Source organism: Flavobacterium sp. Root186 (assembly GCF_001428525.1).
Classification (GTDB): Bacteria; Bacteroidota; Bacteroidia; order Flavobacteriales; family Flavobacteriaceae; genus Flavobacterium.
In genome coordinates this window covers 217502-237256 of the sequence record NZ_LMHW01000013.1, presented here as the reverse complement: position 1 = coordinate 237256, position 19755 = coordinate 217502, and the positions used below count along the sequence as shown (strand labels likewise).

The window sequence follows — 19755 nt, the reverse complement described above, 5'->3', positions numbered from 1 at the left end:
TATGATTGATTATTAAGTTTTTATGTAAGCGAAATCGATGTATAAGTCTTGATTTTTTGTCAACCTTTTCTTTAATTTCTTTTTTAAGTATAGTTTCGTTATGCCCTTTTTTTAAGGCACTAACTATTTAAAACCAAAACTTATGAGAAACAAATTACATGCTATTTTTTTTAAAAGAGACAAATGCTGTCCTATCATTTTCTGGATTTTTTTCGTTCTCTTAACTTCAAGTTCTTATGCGCAGCGCGGTTATTATGATGCTCCGTACAAAAGATACGAAGCCAATTTAGGCCAATTGTCTAATGGAGCTTCTGTTACTTCAAAATCATATGTGCAGTCTGATCTTCAATCTGAAGCTTCAGATCAGCAATGTGTGAATTTGTCTGCTACAAATGCTACAGTACAATGGACACTTACAGAAGCTGCCGACGGTCTTGTAATTCGTTACAGCGTTCCTGACGGACAATCTGGTACTGTTGGCGTATATAACGGAAACACAAAGCTTACAACGCTTACTTTGACTTCAACTTGGTCTTGGGAATATTTGTGGAGCAACGGAAATCCGAATAATAACGGAATCACGAATCAAAATCCAAGAATGCGTTTTGATGAAGTGCGTTATAAACTTCCTGCTAAAATTGCGGTTTCCGGAACTTTAAAAATAGTGAGAGAATCAGGAAACATTCATTTGGATTTTGCAGAGATGGAACCAATTCCAACAGCGGTAACGGCTCCGTCAGGTGCGGTAACGTATAGCGGAAACGGAAGTGATCTTCAAACTTTTATCGACGCAAACGGCGGTAAAAAAATCTTCGTTCCAACTGGTGTATACAACGTAAACCGTGAATTGTATTTTGGTTCGGCTAACACTTCATTGATTGGTGCCGGAATGTGGTATACTCAGATTAATTTTACCAATACCAGCAGTTTAAACGGAGGATTGCGTGCCAATGCCAGTAATATTTCATTCACAGATCTTTACTTAACTACAAATTCGGCTTCAAGAAGTAACTCTTATAAAGGTATAAATGGAGTTTTCACAAGCGGTTCAATTGTAAAAAATATTTGGGCAGAACATTTTGAATGCGGTGCCTGGATTGCACAATATAATACGGGAGGTCCTGCAATTGCCGACGGATTTACATTATCGCATTGTCGTTTTAGAAATAATTATGCCGATGGAATTAATCTTTGTAAAGGAACTGCCAATTCAATTGTAGAACATTGTAGTTTTAGAAATAATGGTGATGACGATCAGGCAATCTGGTCTGCTGATGGATTGGAATGTATCAATAATACGTTTCGATACAATACTTCAGAAAACTGCTGGCGTGCTTGTGGTCTAGCTATTTACGGCGGAAAAAATAACAAAGGCTACAATCTAATTATCAAAGACAATTTAGAAGCGGGTATCAGAGTTAGTAATAATTTTCCGGGAGCGCCATTTAACAACGATGGAATGCACGAAATTCATGATATTACGGTATCAACCTGCGGAACTTTTAATGATACGTACAATAATCCTGTAGCGGCTGTAGACATTTTTAGTGCTACTAATGCCGGATCTCAGGTTAAAAATGTGCAGCTTTATAATATCGATATTTTAGATTCGAGAAATGATGCGATTTCTATAAGCAAAAGATCGGGTGATGGAATTTACAATCTTTCGTTTAAAGACATAACCGTTAACGGAACTGGTAAAGAATTCCCAAACAATAATGCGCTTAACAGAAATTGGGGCAGAGGGTATTTTGTACTTATTGCAGGTTCTCCTAGCGGAAATGGCACCTATTGCAATATGAATTATTCTAACAGAGGCGGAAATGCTGCTGCAAATGAAGAAATTAGTGCCATTGGTTCATTCTCATGGACACAAAGCAGCAATTGTTCTACTGTAAATGTTCCTGTTACGGGTGTTACCATTTCACCAACTACGGCTACTTTAGGTGTTGGCGCAACACAGCAATTAACACCAACTGTTGCTCCTGCAAATGCTACGAACAAAACGGTAACGTATAGTTCTAATAATACAGGCGTGGCAACGGTTAATGGTTCAGGTTTAGTTACTGCAGTTGCTTCGGGATCGGCAACTATTACGGTGACCACTCAGGATGGAGCTAAAACCGCGACATCTGTAATCACAGTCAACTCTTCAAATGTAGCGGTAACAAGTGTAAGTTTAAGCCCTTCATCGGCAACATTAACTGTAGGCGGAACACAGCAATTAACGCCGACAGTTTTGCCATCAAATGCAACAAATAAATCGGTTAATTATGCTTCAAACAATACGGGCGTAGCAACAGTCAATTCATCAGGTTTAGTTACAGCAGTTTCAGCTGGTACAGCTACGATTACCGTAACAACTGTAGACGGAAATAAAACAAGTACTGCAGCCATTACGGTTAATGCTGCAACAGGAAACTACTTTACAATTAAAAACAGATGGAATGGTAATTATTTATATGATGCCGGAGCCAATGTTGGGTACGGAGCAACTGTTGCAAACAACAATTATAAATGGGAAAAAGTTGCGGTTGATGCCACTTTTTATATCCTAAAAAATGTGGGTACAGGAGATGTAATGCATATTGAAAACTTAACTGGAGCGGTGCAATGTACTGCAGGATCATCTGGCTGGTGGAGTGCGCAATGGTCAAGTGAAAACGTTGACGGAACCTATGTAAGAATTAAAAACAGATGGCAGACAGGAGCTATGATTCATATTGAAAACCTAAATGGTTCTGCTCAATATAATGGAGGTCAAAACAATTGGGAAAGTGCACAATGGCAGTTTCAATCTACTTCTACATTAAAAAAAGCTAATGTTGAAGCAGAAGTAACGGTTGAGAATTCTGTGGTTAGTATTTATCCAAATCCGTCGATTAACAATGAATTTAATGTTGTTTTGCCAGAATTAGAATCGGGTGATACAGCAACTGTAACAGTTACAGATATAAACGGAAGAAAAGTTTTGGTAAACAAAATCAATTCTTCTGCAAAAATCAATCATCATTTAGCAACAGGAATATACGTAGTTACGATCAATTCTAATGCTTTTAATGTTTCTAAAAAGTTGATTATTAAGTGATAATGAAAATATAGTTTTAAAGATTTTAACTGAAATCTAATTCCTAATTCGTTCAAAAACGATCAGATATATGAAATATTATCTGGTCGTTTTTTAGTATTATAGGATGTAACCTTAAAATGTTTTGAAATAGCAGATTGTCAAATTTTTGCCATCATAAGATGGAGCTATAAAAGATGTTGATTTGTTTTGCTCCTTATGCCATAATTTTTTTGTAATATATGGATTAATCCAATAAGCAATTTTGGTACTCAAAATTCCAATTCCGGCACCTGCCGCAACATCTGTAAGCCAGTGTCTGTTATTGTACATACGAAATATTCCGGTTCCTGTCGCAATGGCATAACCCGCAACACCATACCATATTGATTTGTGTTTATATTCCTGATATAAAAATTCTGCGCCTGCAAAAGCAATAGCGGTATGACCTGAAGGAAATGAATTGTTTGAAGTTCCATCTGGACGCTCCACATTACTGAGTGATTTTAAAGCAAAAACAGTTCCCACATTTATAATTGTTGAAGTGATTAAAATTACAGAACGGTCGCGCATATTATTTTTTCCTTCAACACCAAACGCATTGAGTGCATAAACGGAAACTGCGGGAACATATCTGGAAAAATCATCTATCGAAACTTTACGATCAATATCCTCTGTAAATTCATCGCGTATTTGATTGTTGAAACTTTTTATTTGTCCGCTTTCATTTCCCCAAAAACCATATCCAATTAAAATTCCGGGAATGATAAGCTGTTTGTAATTAAAACGAATGTTTTTTACAGTATCAGTTATTATAGAATCCTTTGGCGCAGTATTTTGCCCAAAGACAGAACAAGTCAAAAACGGTACTATAACTAAGAGAATAATTTTTCTTATCAAAATGATTGATTTATTTTATGGTTATAAAATTAGTGTCTTGATTATAAAGATAATGTTTTAGTTCTTTTTCAATAAAATAATATTTAGTAGAGTTTAATATTGTATAGCCAAGAATTAAATGAAGGTGATATATACACGGTAACGGTTACTGACCGTAACGGAAGAAAAATTTGATTATTAAGTAATAGGATGAAAAATAAGTCTTAAAAAAATATAAACTAGATTTTTTCACCTTAATGCTGTTGAAAATGGAAATATTTTCAAAATAAAATATTTGGAATTTAAAAAATCAATAATTGTAAATTATTGGTCTGTGCTATATTTATTTTAACCTTTGAAAAGCTTGGAGAACGGTAAATAGACTCTAAGCATAGCTAAATTTATTAATTTTAGAAAATTTTCTTCTTTAAGTTTATTATCATTTCTTAGTTGAAGGGCACCAACTATTGTTAGTCCAGTAAATGTTGCCAAAGTGATTAAGATAAAAGATTTTACTGTTGTATTGCCAGCTACAATTGACAAAACGGTTATCAAAACTATAAACGCAACTAAATAACAAGCAAGACTAAAAAGAGGACTATTTTTTAAAATATCGTCAGCTCTTTGTTGCAATAAATTTTGAGTTCCTCCAGGTAGTGCCCTTGAAATCGATGACTTATATTTATTACATTTTCAAGAATCTCCTGAAGTTCTAATTGTGCATTTCGGGCTAATAATCTTGTCTTATCATAATCTTTTGGTTGTTTGTATTGATCTAGAGAATCTATTATTTCTCTAATCGCATATTTAATAGTATACATAAATGAACCTTCATGTTTGTCTAAAAGCCAAAATAATTCTGATGAACTACCGAGTTGGAATTCAGTCTTGACAAATGGCTCAATTTTATCTTTATATCTTTCCGCAAGTAAGTGGAGTCGATCACAGATTTGAAGTATAGTTTTAAATTTTTCTTTTGAGTAAGTGTCAGATAAATGCTTTTGAAGTTCTCTTATTTTATCTTGATTTAATTCTGAATCTTTAAGATATGCAACTTCTCCCAAAATTTCATTAACATCACTGAACGCCATATTAACTTCTATTTTAACCTCTTCTACAAAAGATTTAACTTCTTCCTGAAGGTTTTGATCGTGAGATGATTTAGCAATATCCACTAAAGTGTCCATCTCTTTTGCAAGTCTATTTATACTTTCGAACATATTTTAAATTTTTAGAGATAATTAATTTTGTTTGTATCAGTTTTATTTTTGTAGAAATCACTTTAGGATTTCATAAGCAAAAAGAAACTAAAATAAAATTTAGTTTTTTCATGATTCAAAATTTAGATTGTTATATAGTTACATAGGATTTTATTTTTAATGAATAGAAATCATATAATAATTGCGATGTGACTGTGAGTTTATCTAAATTAATATACTTGATCTAGTAGAATGGAAGAGATTAATTTATATGTATTTTTTTAGTTATTAGAAATTCGTTAAAGTAAATCTGTAGGTAGATTTTATTGTAATATCATTTGAACAATAAACTTTGTTAACGAACTATTCTTATTGACAAGTACTTGTTGTAGGTTTTAGAAAAAAGCACTTCTTGTTTCAAAAAATTATAATCAAAAATAAAAAATATTTTATTCTAAATACTAGGTGTTTCTACGTGTTTTTGTGGCTGTAGTTAATTATTTTTGTATTTAAAGTGTTGTTAATGAGGTGTGTATTTGCGTTTGTCTTGTTTCGCTAAGATTGCTGTAATTCAAAATTGCCTCCAAAATCATTATTGTTTTGGCGGTAGTTTCGAATTAAAAAAAATATTTATTTTAAATGAAATTATTGCTTCAATTTCCTTTCAATAAATTAATACTTACCGTAGCAATATCCGCTTCCGGAAAGCGTTTAAAAATGGCTTTATCCGGAAATAATCCTGCTTCTGAAGCTACATCATTAAAAACATCAATTTCAATAATATACTGGTCTGAAAAACCATGGGTAGCGTCGTAAGCTGTTGCAGGAGTTTTACCTAAATTTCGGGCTGCCAGTTTTGTATTTATGGTATGTAATTCAATCAAAAGCAAACCAAATTTGCGTACATATGGCGACCATTTTTGCAAATGTTCCAATAGATTATCTTCTACCAAATTGTTGCTGATTCTTTTTCCTCTGTAAGCAAATGCTCCGGTAGATTTGCTGACTCTGTTTTCGTCAATATGCTGCGGATCTTTCCAAATTCGGTTGTGATCTAGAAAAGTTCTTACGTTAAGCAAATCTTTCAAATCAATATTATAATTTTCTCTCAAATCATCCGAAAGAACATCCGGACGGCCAATATCTCCCCAAATTACTTTTGCCCAAATATCTGCTTTTATAAGATTAGCTCTGGTAACTTTCAGCGCAGTCTGATTATAATCTGCGCCAACCAAAAATAGGGGATATTCGTCGAGCATTTCGCCTCGCAAAGTTTGTCTGTCGATTACTTCAAAAATGTGTTCCAAAAAAGCGCCATTACCACATCCCATATCGAGAATTCCTTTTGGCTGCTGCTCAATTGGCAGGTTAAAAAGCTTGATGATAATCTCATCTACAACTTTAAAATAAGTGTCGTGAGCGCCGCCGCTTCCCCATACATTCATTTCACGATCCACATGAATTTCGTTTTCGCCATCGGCTATCATCCTTAAAACGGCCGGATCGCCAAAAATTAATTCCTCAATTTTGGCAAATGTCGGAAGGTAAGAAACCGTAACGCCGTAAGCGCTGGCTCGCTTTGCAAAAAATAAACCCGTTTCTGTAAATTGGTAATTGCCGTTTTTTTCCAAAAACCATCCAAGATGCACGAAAAAGTCTAGTATTTTTTTGAAATTTTCAGGAGATTTATGAAACTCTTCGGGTCTGAAAGAAGTTTCCATAAAATATTTATGAAACATTCCGTTCATGGCTAAACGCACAATTGTAGGACCAATTAAATAACCTTCAACATGTTTTAAAATTTGTTCCTGAATACTATTTTTCCACGGAGCATCAGAAGGTTCGATTCCGTAATTCTTTTTATATTTTTCAAAAATAAGATTGAGTTTTTCAAACGGAACATCTTCAAAAAGACGTGGATGAAACTGAATTGAAAACTGAAGCAGATCGACAACATCTTCATAAAGATAAAACAGCGAAAAAGCAGCTTTGGTTTTTTCATTTACAGCAATTGTAATTTCCTGAGTTTTATTATCAACATCATAATCTATAAATCCCTGAGAAGCCAGAATTCTCAAACCCACATTCAAATACCCTTCATTTGCCTTAAAAACAGTTACAAGTTCTGATAATTGAACTTGTTTTTTGTTTAAGATAAATTCTAAAACTGCATGATTTTTTAGTGCTATTGCAACGGGAGCGACAGCCAAGCCGTCGAGATGTCTGAAAATGGAGCTTCGAAGTTGTGATTTATCGATCATAGTACAAGAGTAAATGTGTATTAAAAATAGTGATTTTTTTTAACTGTATAATAATGAAAATCCCCCAGTTTCAAATTCCTTGAAACTGGGGGATAGTAAAAAAAATAAAACACAATCTTTAGAACGAATACCTTACGCCAAGTTGTCCTTGGAATCTTGAAGCTAATTGATCTATAGTATAAGGTGCAGTTGTAGGTTTTTGGAAAGTGTAAGTAGGGTCGCCAGTAGCAACTCCGCCTAGGTTTCCTGATTTTGTTAAACCTAGATTTGCTGTTGAATTGTAGGTGTTTGGAACAAAATAACTTCTTCCCCAATCTTTATTGATAAGGTTTCCGATATTTGCCATGCTGAATGAAACCTGGAATGTACCAACGTGTGCCACATTAATTTCGTCCATTAATTTTAAATCGGCCTGAATGTTCCAAGGCGTAGTATCGCCATTTCTTTCTGTGAAGTTTCCTCTTCTGCTTTTTAAATAAGAATTTCCGTTGATGAAAGCTTCGTAATCAGCTACTTGCTGCGATGCTGTAGCCGATGGAACTCCTGCTGCATTTACTCCGATATATTTCGCCGCTTCTGCAGCATCTTTAAAGATATAAGCTAATCCTGCTGCTTGACCTGTTCCTGCAATTGTTGAGTTTACAAATCCCCATGAAAACGGATTTCCTGATTGTGCATTAAAATACACATTGGCAGAGAAAGTATTATTATCAGCCAGTTTTACTGCATATCCTACATTAGAAACGATTCTGTGTTTGATATTAAAGTTAGAAGTTGCCAATTGAGGATCATTTGGTGTTAAGGATTGGTTCATTTGGAAGTTACTTTCCATAGAGTTACGAATTCCGTTTGTAACATCACGAGAATCTCCATACGTATAAGCTACCATAAAGTTGAATCCAAAATCATATGTTTTTGAGATCATTTCTGTTATGCTGTATCTGTATCCTTTATTCGTGTTTGATAACAAATAAGCATTTGAAAACGCTGAATTAATATTAGCCGCGTAAATTGGCATTTGATGATTGGTATCGTAAGAGAAGTAAGTAGGATTATCTGTTTTATTTACTTGTTGAAATTCAAGATCACGAATTACTTTTGTATAAATACCTTCGGTCGTAAATTTATATCCATCGATGATTTTATCAATAGCCAATGAGTTTCTTAAAACAGCCGGCATTTTAAATTTATTATCCACTAAATCGGCTTGTACTTTTGGTGTTGCATCATGATATCCGTTTAATCCGTTGTTTGCCAAAGGATCGCCGGCAGCTGCAACCTGCGCCGGAGTTAAGTTGTTTTTATCATAACTTCCGTAACCTACCCCATCATTGTAGTATGCATATCCTAACCAAGCAAATGGAATTCTACCTGTAAATACTCCAGATCCACCTCTTAAAACAAGCGTTTTATCTTCGTCTACATTATAAGTAAATCCTATTCTTGGAGAAACTAAAGCAGTACTGAAAAAGTTATTTCTTATTTGGTTTAAAGGCGTGTAAGTATATGTTGTTCCGTAATTTGGATCTGCTGGAGAATTTTGAACTTGCGGGCTTAAGTTTGGTTTTGTTGGCAAATCAGTATAATCAACTCTCACACCAGGCGTAACTTTCAATTTGTTTCCAATTCTAATTTCGTCCTGTGCATAAACGCTGTAAAGGTTTACTTTGAATTGTGCATACGGATTATTGAAAATCTCATCTCTTGTAGAACCATCAAAAGGATACGTTCCTCGAACACGAGTAGGAAGTTTATTGTAGAAATCAGCAAGAGATTTATACGCAACTCTTCCGTTAAGAGCATTTACAAAACCGTAATTAATGTCGTAGAATTCGTTGTGTGTACCAAACAATAAAGTATGATTTCCTGTTTTGTAGGTAAGGTTGTCTGTAATTTCAGCTGTATTCTGTTTCATATTAAAAACAGTTGCTTCACGATCATTTCCTAAGAAAATAGTTCCTCCGTTATAACCAATTTCTGTTTGGGGAAACATGACATTGCTTGATTTTGGATCACGATAATCTTTAATGGCAGAATAACTGGCAATAAATGAGTTAGACCACTGGCTGTTAAAATGACTTTTTAACTCTAAAACGGTACTGATAGATTGGTTTTTTTGCGTAAAATCCATACTTGAAAACCTGAAATTTGCAGCATCGCGCTCCAAATTTGAAGCTTGTGAAATAACAGTGTTGTTTCTTAACGAAAGAGAATGTTTGTCATTAATTTTCCAATCTAATTTATTGAAGAATTTTTGACTTTTTGAAAAGTTGTTATACGAACCATAGCTTCCCGGATCAAATCCGTAGTTGGTTTTTACGAAATTCGAAATTTGTTCTGCCGTAGCATTATCTACTAATGAAGTTAATTTTCCAGCAGAATTAGTTTCTCCTGCATTGTAAAATAAAGGATCAGTTCGTTCCGCATATTCCATATTGGTAAAAAAGAATAATTTGTCTTTTACAATTGGTAATCCCAATCTGAAACCTACTTGATAATCACCAAAAGAACTTGGCATTTTAGAACCATCACCAGCATTATTAGGACCTGTAATAGCCGCATTTCTTCCGTAGCTGTATATAGATCCGCTTACTGTATTTGTACCGCTGCGAGTTACAGCATTTACACTTCCTCCTAAAAAGTTTCCTAATTTAATATCATAAGGAGCAATATAAACCTGAATATCTTGTATTGCATCTAAACTGATAGAATTAGATCGCGTACTGCTTCCCGGCATTCCTGAAGTTCCGGATTGACCGCCTAAAGAAGGGCTGAAACCAATGGCATCATTGTTTATAGAACCATCAATTGTTACGTTATTGTATCGAAAATTGGTTCCTGCAAAAGAGTTGTTTGAACTCTGCGGAACTAGTTTTGTAACATCCTGAATTCCTCTGTTGATTAACGGAAGACCATTTACTTGTTTCTCGTTAATATTAGTTCCGTTGTTTTTAGAAGATGGCTTAGAACTTGTAATTACTACTTCTTCTAATACAGTATTATCGGTTTTGCCAACCACAATTGTTGGTAAATCATTGTCACCAAGCGCTAAATGTATTTGTGCATTAGAATAATCTTTAGTGTCTGCACTTTTAATTTCGAGTTCATAAGGACCGCCTGCATTTAAATTTTCGAAACTAAACCTACCTTGTTTATCTGTTACAGCTCTGTAAACAGCATTGGTTGGTAAATGTGTTAAGGTAACTTCTGCATTAGTAACCGGGCTTGTACCATCACTAATTTTGGCAGATAATGAAGAGGTTGTAATTTGAGCAAAAATGTTCCCCATAACAAGAAGCATAAATGCCGAAAAAAAGAGTTTGAGTTTTGTCATGTTGTTTTTAGTTTTTATTTGACAAAGTAACTCGGTTTGTTTCGATCAGATTTAACGCTTTTGTTAACTTAAAATCATAAAACAATTCATTGTTAAGGAACAATTACGAACGTGTTATTTTCTTAAAAATGATTTAGCGCTTTAAAATCAATTGTTTATGTAAAACTCTCTAAAATAGTGGATTAGAAACGGATTTAAAGTAGATTAGAAAAAGATTAGAGTGTTAAGCAATTGTTACGGATTGGGAAAAGCGCGTTTTTATTTTCACGCAGATTTGGCAGATTTATGCAGATTTAAATTGATTTTTTTATTTAATTAAATTTAAACTTTGATCTGATAAAATTTCTTAATCGAATTTACACTTGTACCGTTAGGTACTAAATATCGGTAGAAAAAAGTTACCATGTTAAGTTTGTGCCGTTAGGTACAAAATTATAACGAAAATAAATATAGCGTGTCTTCTTTGTGGCGTACCTACGGCACGCTATCGAAATCTAAAATTAAATGCTACCGATATTTTGTACCTAACGGTACAAGTTTTTTTCACGCAGATTTGGCAGATTTTTTTTGTCTGATTGGATTTATAAAATCTAAAATTAATCTGCTGATTTGCAAAATCTGCGAGAGAAAAATTCAACACATATTAAAAAATAAAATCAATTTAAATCTGCCAAATCTGCGTGAAAAAACATTTTAAGGAAATACCAAAGAAAACGAAGTACCTGTTCCGAGTTCAGAATCTACAATTAATTCAATATTATGAAGTTTGAGAATCTGCATAGTTATAAAAAGCCCTAATCCTTGTCCTTGAATATGACGCGTATTGTCACTTCTAAAAAAGAGATCAAAAATAGATTCTTTATCAGCATCTGAAATTCCGGGGCCTTGATCTGTAATTTTGATTATAAGTTTATTATTTTTTGAAAGTGCAAAGACATCAACTTGTGCAGGAAATGAAAATTTTACAGCATTATCTAAAATATTATATAGCGCAATAAAAAGCATATGTTTATTGGCGTAAACAGAAAGTAAATCTTCATAATCTGCAATGGCGTCCAGATTTACGGCAATTTTAGATTCAGGATATTCAATGGCTTTCTTTTCTAGAACATTCCACAGAATTTCATCAATTCTGACCGTTTCCATTTGCTGCGGTTCAGAAAGTTCTAATCCCGATAATACCAAAAGCCCTTCGAGAGTCGCTTTAAGATGCAATGTGTCTTTTCGGAGGGATTTTAATATTTCTTCGTATTGTTCGTTTGTTCTGGGGTGCTGTAGCGAAACATCAATATCACCAATAATAATAGTAAGCGGTGTTTTTAATTCGTGGGAAGCATTTTTTAGAAAATTATTCTGAATCATGATACCGCTTTCCAACCTTTCGAGAAGATAATTAAAAGTAGTAACCAATTCTTTAATCTCATCTTTACTTTTAGTCTGCGGAACTTCTAATCTCGAATGAAGATTTTCGGTTGTTATCGTATTTACTTTGGCAATAACTTCTGCAAAAGGGCGAAAAGTCTGCTTAGCTAAAAATGTTCCTAAAAGATAGTTTAACGGAATTCCGGCCAAATAAAACAGAATAAACATTAAGCCCAGAATTTCTAATTGATGATTCCCGGCACGATCAATTCCGGAAACTACAATGATAAAATCTCCCTGATTATCTTTATAAAATAAGCCAACAAACTGCCTGTTGTTTATTGTAAAATGTTCTATTTTATTTTTTTTTATTGTATTTAAATATTGATCACTTAAATTAATATCAATATTATCTTGTATAAAAAGCTTTTTGGTTTTAACATTATAAACCCGTATAGATTCATTGTTAATCCTGTTGTATTGAATTTCAATCTGGCGATAGCGTTCGCTGTTAATTGCATTGATTTCGTCTTTTTCAAAATAAAATAAAGCCGATGTCATGGCATGATCTTCAAGATTATCAAAATAAAGATCTTTCATGTGACTTTTGAACAAAAGAAAAGAGCCAGCCATAAGAAGCCCAACTATAAAAGCAAATAATAAGGTAGAATTAACCGCTAGTTTATTTTTAAGATTCATGACTCTTTTGTTTGAGCATATAACCAGTTCCTTTTACCGTATGAATCAATGGAGTAGGGAAGTTTTTATCTAATTTATTTCGCAGATAATTAATATAAACATCGACTGTATTTGAGGTAGTATCAAAATCAATATTCCAAACTGCCTGTGCAATTGCAATTCGTGATAAAGCCCTTTCTCTGTTTTTCATAAAAAAGATCAAAAGCTTTAATTCTCTTGAAGACAAATTCAATTCTTTTCCGTCTCTTGATACGCTTTGTTCTTTCATATTAATTTCGACTCCGGCATAGGATTGAAAATCCAGAATCCCGGAACTGAATTCTGTGCGACGCAGCTGCGCATTTATTCTTGCCAGTAATTCTTCAAACAAAAAAGGTTTAGCCAAATAATCATCGGCTCCGGCTTGTAATCCTTTTACTTTTTCCTGTGGTGTATCGAGTGCACTCAAAATAAGAATGGGCACTATTATTTTTCGGCTTCTTAAAACTTCACAAACTTCAAAACCTGTAATGTCCGGAAGCATAATATCGAGAATAATAATATTATATTCATTCTCCATAACTTCTTTTATGGCATCAAAACCTTTTGTAATCGTTTTAACTTCATAAAGATGCTCCTCAAGTCCTCTTGTAATAAAAGAAGCAACTCTTGGATCGTCTTCCACTAATAATATTTTATTCATATAAATTGATGTGCTTACCTATGTCATAAAAGTAATAAAATAATGAATCACGCAAAACAGCATTGGGTTTTTATTACTATTTGACTTTTTGGTAAAACGTTTTAGGTATTTCAGAATTAAAAAACGCCATAATGTAAATAAAGTTCACATTAATTTAGAAAAAATCTTACACGGTAAAAAAATACGGATAACTATTAACTGTCTTGTTTTTAGGTGTTTAAAAATATGTAAAAATTTAATTAACATTTTTTTTGCAAAAAGAACAGTTAAAATTTTTGATTTAAAATTTTTAATTTACTTTTGTTCTATCGAATTAGTAGAGTTTATTGTATTTGCTGATGTTGTAAATATTTTTAACTCAAATCAGCATAAAATTTCTATAAGATGAAATCTAAAAGGTTGAAGCAAAATACTATACAGGCCAATTAAAATAATAATTAATCAAAAAAAAATAAAAATAAAAATGAAAAAACGAATGCGCTGCAGATAAAAAAAACCATCTCTGTTGCAGCAGAAATGGTGAAGCTTAAAGAAATTGTACATCTCTATAAGGAAAGCGAAAGTGGAATAAATCTGTTTTCGGCTCGCCTTATTTTTTAAACCAAAACAAAGTAATGAAAAAAAAATTAAATAGATATACATGGATATGTATTTTGTTGATTTCCATAGGGATTAAGGCTCAAGAAACGAAACCTTTAATCCAGTCAAAACTTGAAGGAACAGTAATAGATGCTGTTACAAAGGAGCCTGTTATCGGGGCTTCGGTAAATATTAAAGGAACTACACACGGTGTTTTGACAGATTTTGATGGGAAGTTTTTTTTCCAGACCGGACAAAAATTCCCTTATACATTAGTAGTAAGTTTCCTTGGATATAAAAAAGCAGAAACTGTAGTTACTCAAAACGTAGTTGTGATTGGTCTGGAACAGGAACAAAATCAATTATCAGAAGTTGTAGTAACTGCACTTGGTATTTCTAAAGAAAAGAAATCTTTAGGATATACTACTCAATCACTTAAAAACAAGGAAATTGTAGATACTAAAGAAACTAATTTTTTAAATAACCTTACAGGTAAACTGGCAGGTGTTCGTATCACGAATTCACAGGGAGATATGGGATCTTCACGTATTATTATTCGTGGAGAAACTTCTATTGCAGGAAATAACCAGCCATTATTTGTGGTAGATGGAGTTCCGGTAGATAACTCTCAGTTAGGAAGTGTTGGTGGAGCTACACGTGATTTTAAAAATGCAATTGCCGATTTAAATCCACAGGATATTGAAACATTAACTGTTTTGAAAGGACCAAATGCTGCTGCTCTATACGGATCGCGTGCGGCGCATGGTGTGGTGCTTATCACAACAAAATCTGGTAAAAATCAAAAAGGACTTGGCATCAGTTTTAGTACTGGTATAACGATTTCTCAGGTTACTACTTTACCTCGTTTTCAAAATACATTTGGACAAGGTTCAAACGGAAAATTCAGTTTTGTAGATGGTAAAGGAGGCGGAATTAATGATGGTGTTGATGAAAGCTGGGGCCCTAAAATGGACGGACGTCTTATTCCTCAATTTTATTCTAATGGAGAAGCAGTGCCATTTGTTTCTCATCCAGATAACGTTAAAGATTTCTTTAATACTGGTGTTACTTACGATAACAGTATTTCGGTAGCTAAATCAGATGAAAAATCAGATTTTCGTTTAGGAGTAAACAATCAAAAACAATTAGGAACAGTACCTAATAGCGAAGTAAACAAAACAAACGTTAGTATTAATTCTAATTACCAAATTTCTAAAAATATTAAAGTAGGAGTAACGGGTAACTACATTGTTACAGATGCTCCGGCTTTGCCGGGTGGTCCATCTGGTAATCGTGCTGCGGGTGTAATGCTGCAGTTTCTTTGGTTCGGACGTCAGGTTGATATCAATCAGCTCCAAAATAACAGAAACGTTAACTGGAATAACAGTTACTACAGCAACCCATACTGGAATGCTTATTATAATACTACAAGTCAGCAGCGTAATCGTTTAATTGGAGATATCCATTTAGATGCAAAGCTTGCTGAAGGACTTAACTTTAGATTCCGTACCGGAATTGACTACTATAACGATCGTAGAAAATACACGATTAAATATGGTACAAACGGAACTCCTTTCGGATCGTATGCTGAAGATGCGTATACTGTAAGCGAACAAAATACGGAAGGTATTTTTACTTATGCTAAAAAACTAAGTGATGATTTTAGTTTAGACGCTCTTGGAGGATTCAATATTCGTACCCACAGCGATGCAAACAACTATCAAAAAGCACCACGTTTAGCGGTACCGGATTTATATACTTTAACGAATTCAAGAGATCCGTTGACTTCATCAAACTCCTATTCAAGATTGAAAGTATATAGTGCTTATGCTTCGGCGCAGTTTGGTTATAAAAACTATGCTTATTTAAACCTTACAGCTCGTAATGACTGGTCATCTACATTACCAAGCAGTAACCGTTCTTATTTTTATCCTTCTGTTAACGGAAGTTTGATTTTATCTGAGGCTTTAAATTTAAAAAGCAATACGCTTGATTTCTTAAAAGTACGCGGAGGCTGGTCTGAAGTGGGTAACGACGCAGATCCGTACCAATTGTCTACAGTTTACAATTTCCAAACTGCATTTGACGGAAACCCGATTCAAACTTCTTCTCAGAAAAAATTGAATGAAAACCTGAAACCGGAAACTACTCGTTCTACTGAGGTAGGTTTAGAAGCTTCTTTCTGGAAAAACAGACTTCATTTTGATGCGGCTTATTATAACACCAATAGTTTCGACCAGATTTTGGAGATCAAAACAACAGCTTCAAGCGGTTATAATTCACAGTTAATCAATGCAGGAAAAATAAACAACCGTGGTATCGAAATTCAATTGGATGGAAATCCTGTTCAAACTGAAAATTTCAAATGGAATGTGGCTTTAAATTATTCTAAAAATGAAAGTGAAGTTAAGATTTTGGATTATGACAGACAGATTCAAAATTACACCATTGGTACCTCTGGAGGTGTTGATGTATTAGCTTCTGTAGGACAAGCTTATGGTGCGCTTTACGGTACTGCTTACCTGCGTGACGATAACGGAAATATTGTAGTTGGTGCAAACGGTTTGCCAAAAGCTGATCCGCAAAAGAAAGTATTAGGACATTATACTCCAGACTGGATTGGTGGTATTACAAATACAATAACCTATAAAAATCTTGAATTATCTTTCTTAGTTGATGCAAGTGTAGGAGGAGAGCTTTTCTCAGGAACAAACAGAACGGGTAATTATACAGGAGTATTAGCTCAAACGCTTCCGGGACGTGATGCTGCAAATGGCGGATTAAATTACTATTTAGCAGGTACTACGAAAACTTTATTGCCGGCAGGTGTAACTGCGCCAGGTGGAGCTGCGGTATACGATGATGGTATGATCTTTAACGGTGTATATGCTGATGGAACTCCAAATACTCAGGTACTTAGTGCACAGGAATATTATAAAGCATCCTACAATATCAGTGAAGCATACATTTACAGCTCAACTTTTGTAAAACTAAGAGAAGTAAAACTTACTTATAATGTTGATAAGAAACTGGCTAGAAAAATTGGATTTGATGGAGCAAGTATTACTGCTGCAGGTCGTAACCTGTTCTTTATTTACAAAGACGCCCCAAATATTGATCCTGAAACGGCTTTCAATACAGGAAATGCTCAGGGATTGGAAAGTTTAGCACTGCCAACAACCAGAAATTTCAGCCTTAATTTAAATCTTAAATTTTAAAAACACGAAATCATGCTAAAAAGAATAGCTTATATAACCCTATTTGCATTGACACTGACCTCGTGCAGTGATAATTTGGATGAGATTAATAAAAATCCAAATGCAACAGAAACTCCACTGGCACCTTACCTTTTAACAGGAACATTAAAACAGGGAGCTGACTTATACTGGGGATCAACAAATAACTTTGATTCGTCTTTGTTATTTGTGCAGCATTGGGCTAAAATCCAATATACAGAACCAGACAGATTTGATGTATCTAATGCTTCTTTCACTACTTTGTGGAATACAGGATATGCAACTTTAATTACAGATTTGAACACCATTTTGAATTTCCCGGCAGATCAGGCAAATTCAAATTATAAAGGAATTGCTCTAACGTTACGTTCATGGACGTTTTTATTGTTGACAGATGCTTACGGAAGTATTCCTTATAAAGAAGCAGGTCAAAAAGTAACTCCGGCATATGATACCCAAAAAGAGGTTTATACAGGATTACTAGAAGATTTGAAACAAGCACAGACTTTGCTAAATACTGCAAACGGTACCGTAACTGGAGATTTAGTTTACAAAGGCGACATTACAAAATGGAAAAAACTGGTAAATTCACTTCGTTTGCGTATTGCCTTGAGAATTTCAGACAGAGAGCCTGCTTTAGCAAAACAAACTGCAATTGATGCCACAAGCGATGCTGCGGGAGTATTAAGCAGCAATAGTGATACTTTTAAGTTTACTTATACTAGTTCGCCTCAGCAAAATCCAGCATCGGCTTGGTTTGAAACTCGTGATGATTATCGTATTTCGAAAACATTGGTTGATAAATTAAATGAATTAGCCGATCCGCGTTTACCAGTTTATGCGCAATTGCCGTCAGATGCAACTGTAGGTAAATATGTTGGTGGAGCTAACGGATTATCAAATAGTGATGCTAATAGTCAGGGTTTTGCTAAAACATCAAAACCGGGAACTTACTTCCTGACTTCATCATCGCCGGCTGTAATCGCTTCTTATTCTGAAACATTGTTCAACCTTGCAGAAGCTGTAGCTCGTGGTTATATTTCTGGAAATGCAGAACAGCTTTATAATGATGCCATTACAGCATCGTTCAATCAGTTTGGTATTACAAATGCAGCCACTATTTCTACTTACCTTAATCAGGCAGTTGTAAAGTATGATGCATCAAACTATGCTAAATCGATAGGTACACAAAAATGGATTGCGTTCTACGGACAAGGTCTTGATGCTTTTACAGAGTGGAGAAGATTGGATTTCCCAGTATTAACTGCTGGTCCGGCTACAGTTTTAGATGGAAAAATACCTTCTCGTTTTTTCTATCCGGGAACAGAACAATCGTTGAATGGTACTAGTTACCAGGCTGCAATTGCTGTACAAGGAAAAGACTTGCTTACTACGAAACTTTGGTTTGATGTAAAATAAGCTGAATGAATTACGGAAAGTGATTCTCTAAAAATAAATTTTTCAATAAAAATTGAAAAAAAGTAAAACGGTTGTAAAGTTTTTCTTTACAACCGTTTTTTATTTTTTGGTAATATAAAAAAGCAATAAAAACCAATAAAACAGGAAGGTTTAAAAAAAATAATTTGTTAAAATGTTACTTTGAGGAATTATTCTTCTCAAATATTTTATGATAAGTATCATTATTTCAGATATTTATAATATATTTAACATTCGAAACATGGGAATTATATAAAATTTGTACATAATTTTGCAAAGTCAAAGATCAAAAGGAAAAATATAATTTTTGACAACTCAAATCCCAAATTTGCTGTTAAACTAATTTTATTGCTATCTATGAGAATATTTTTTATGGCACTTCTTCTTTCTCTAAGTTCCTTTACTACCTACAACGTAACGGATAAGAAAGACTTTTTAAGTGAGCTTGAGCTGGTAAGGCTTAATGAGCACGTAAGCGAAGTTAAATCTTTTACAGCTTCAAACCACGGTTACAGCAGGAAAATAGCTTTTCTTGTTGACATGAAAATCAAATCCGGAAAAAACCGTTTTTTTGTTTACGATCTTGAAAACGAAAGAATCATTGATCAGGGGCTTGTTGCACACGGTTCTGGTTCAGAAACCGGAATTAAAGGCGATATACTGCAATTTAGTAATGCGCCAAATTCTAACTGTACTTCACTTGGACGCTATTCTATAGAGAAGTCTTATAAAGGCGTTTTTGGAAAAGCCTTTAGACTTGCCGGTTTAGATCAGACTAACAATAACGCCTTAAAAAGAGCGATTGTACTGCACTGCTATAAAGAAGTTCCGGATGAAGAAAAAGAATATTACATTATAAACAGCCACGGTTGCCCAATGGTTAGCGAAGTCTTCTTTAAAAGACTTGAGAAAATAATAGACAGTTCTGATTCTAAAATCATGCTTTCTGTTTATTATTAATCAAAGAATTCAAAAGAACTTAGCTGAATACTGTAGTGCGTTAAGAAACGATATAAAAAA

General features: G+C 34.0%; 10 protein-coding genes. 4 read left to right on the top strand and 6 right to left on the bottom strand.

Going from position 1 to position 19755, the window contains the following annotated elements; all coding sequences use genetic code 11:
• Window positions 1-142: 142 nt before the first annotated feature.
• On the top strand, window positions 143-3088 hold the full coding sequence (locus ASD98_RS14265; RefSeq protein WP_056205763.1) for an Ig-like domain-containing protein: 2946 nt from the start codon (window positions 143-145) through the stop codon (window positions 3086-3088).
• A gap of 114 nt (window positions 3089-3202) precedes the next feature.
• On the opposite strand, the gene ASD98_RS14260 is transcribed toward ASD98_RS14265, so the two are convergent.
• The 6 genes from ASD98_RS14260 to ASD98_RS14230 form a co-directional block, all read right to left on the bottom strand.
• The gene (locus ASD98_RS14260; protein WP_369814770.1) at window positions 3203-3967 is read right to left on the bottom strand and encodes a phosphatase PAP2 family protein; all 765 of its coding nucleotides are present in this window, start codon (window positions 3965-3967) and stop codon (window positions 3203-3205) included.
• Between the two features lie 584 nt (window positions 3968-4551).
• Complete coding sequence (locus ASD98_RS14250; protein ID WP_056205761.1) at window positions 4552-5166, bottom strand: hypothetical protein; 615 nt, start codon at window positions 5164-5166, stop codon at window positions 4552-4554.
• Between the two features lie 632 nt (window positions 5167-5798).
• Window positions 5799-7406, bottom strand: coding sequence for a class I SAM-dependent methyltransferase (locus ASD98_RS14245; protein ID WP_056205760.1), 1608 nt, complete (start codon window positions 7404-7406; stop codon window positions 5799-5801).
• Between the two features lie 118 nt (window positions 7407-7524).
• On the bottom strand, window positions 7525-10740 hold the full coding sequence (locus ASD98_RS14240) for a TonB-dependent receptor (protein ID WP_056205759.1): 3216 nt from the start codon (window positions 10738-10740) through the stop codon (window positions 7525-7527).
• Window positions 10741-11433: 693 nt separating this feature from the next.
• Window positions 11434-12801: a HAMP domain-containing sensor histidine kinase gene (locus ASD98_RS14235; protein ID WP_082577863.1), complete on the bottom strand. Its 1368-nt coding sequence runs from the start codon at window positions 12799-12801 to the stop codon at window positions 11434-11436.
• Complete coding sequence (locus ASD98_RS14230) at window positions 12791-13483, bottom strand: response regulator transcription factor (RefSeq protein WP_056205758.1); 693 nt, start codon at window positions 13481-13483, stop codon at window positions 12791-12793. The genes ASD98_RS14235 and ASD98_RS14230 overlap by 11 nt, the downstream gene beginning before the upstream one ends.
• Before the next feature lie 614 nt (window positions 13484-14097).
• Between ASD98_RS14230 and ASD98_RS14220 the strand changes: the two genes are divergently transcribed.
• The 3 genes from ASD98_RS14220 (at window position 14098) to ASD98_RS14210 (ending at window position 19695) form a co-directional block, all read left to right on the top strand.
• Window positions 14098-17280 (top strand): SusC/RagA family TonB-linked outer membrane protein, encoded by a 3183-nt coding sequence (locus ASD98_RS14220; protein ID WP_056205756.1) that lies wholly within the window; start codon window positions 14098-14100, stop codon window positions 17278-17280.
• A 12-nt stretch (window positions 17281-17292) separates the two neighbouring features.
• Window positions 17293-18717, top strand: coding sequence for a SusD/RagB family nutrient-binding outer membrane lipoprotein (locus tag ASD98_RS14215; RefSeq protein WP_056205755.1), 1425 nt, complete (start codon window positions 17293-17295; stop codon window positions 18715-18717).
• A 375-nt stretch (window positions 18718-19092) separates the two neighbouring features.
• The gene (locus tag ASD98_RS14210; RefSeq protein WP_056205754.1) at window positions 19093-19695 is read left to right on the top strand and encodes a murein L,D-transpeptidase catalytic domain-containing protein; all 603 of its coding nucleotides are present in this window, start codon (window positions 19093-19095) and stop codon (window positions 19693-19695) included.
• Window positions 19696-19755 lie beyond the last annotated feature (60 nt).

Coding starts and splice junctions, on each gene's coding strand:
- ASD98_RS14265 (WP_056205763.1), top strand. CDS start 143: ATGAGAAACAAATTACATGCTATTTTTTTTAAAAGAGACAAATGCTGT.
- ASD98_RS14250 (WP_056205761.1), bottom strand. CDS start 5,166: ATGTTCGAAAGTATAAATAGACTTGCAAAAGAGATGGACACTTTAGTG.
- ASD98_RS14245 (WP_056205760.1), bottom strand. CDS start 7,406: ATGATCGATAAATCACAACTTCGAAGCTCCATTTTCAGACATCTCGAC.
- ASD98_RS14240 (WP_056205759.1), bottom strand. CDS start 10,740: ATGACAAAACTCAAACTCTTTTTTTCGGCATTTATGCTTCTTGTTATG.
- ASD98_RS14235 (WP_082577863.1), bottom strand. CDS start 12,801: ATGAATCTTAAAAATAAACTAGCGGTTAATTCTACCTTATTATTTGCT.
- ASD98_RS14230 (WP_056205758.1), bottom strand. CDS start 13,483: ATGAATAAAATATTATTAGTGGAAGACGATCCAAGAGTTGCTTCTTTT.
- ASD98_RS14220 (WP_056205756.1), top strand. CDS start 14,098: ATGAAAAAAAAATTAAATAGATATACATGGATATGTATTTTGTTGATT.
- ASD98_RS14215 (WP_056205755.1), top strand. CDS start 17,293: ATGCTAAAAAGAATAGCTTATATAACCCTATTTGCATTGACACTGACC.
- ASD98_RS14210 (WP_056205754.1), top strand. CDS start 19,093: ATGAGAATATTTTTTATGGCACTTCTTCTTTCTCTAAGTTCCTTTACT.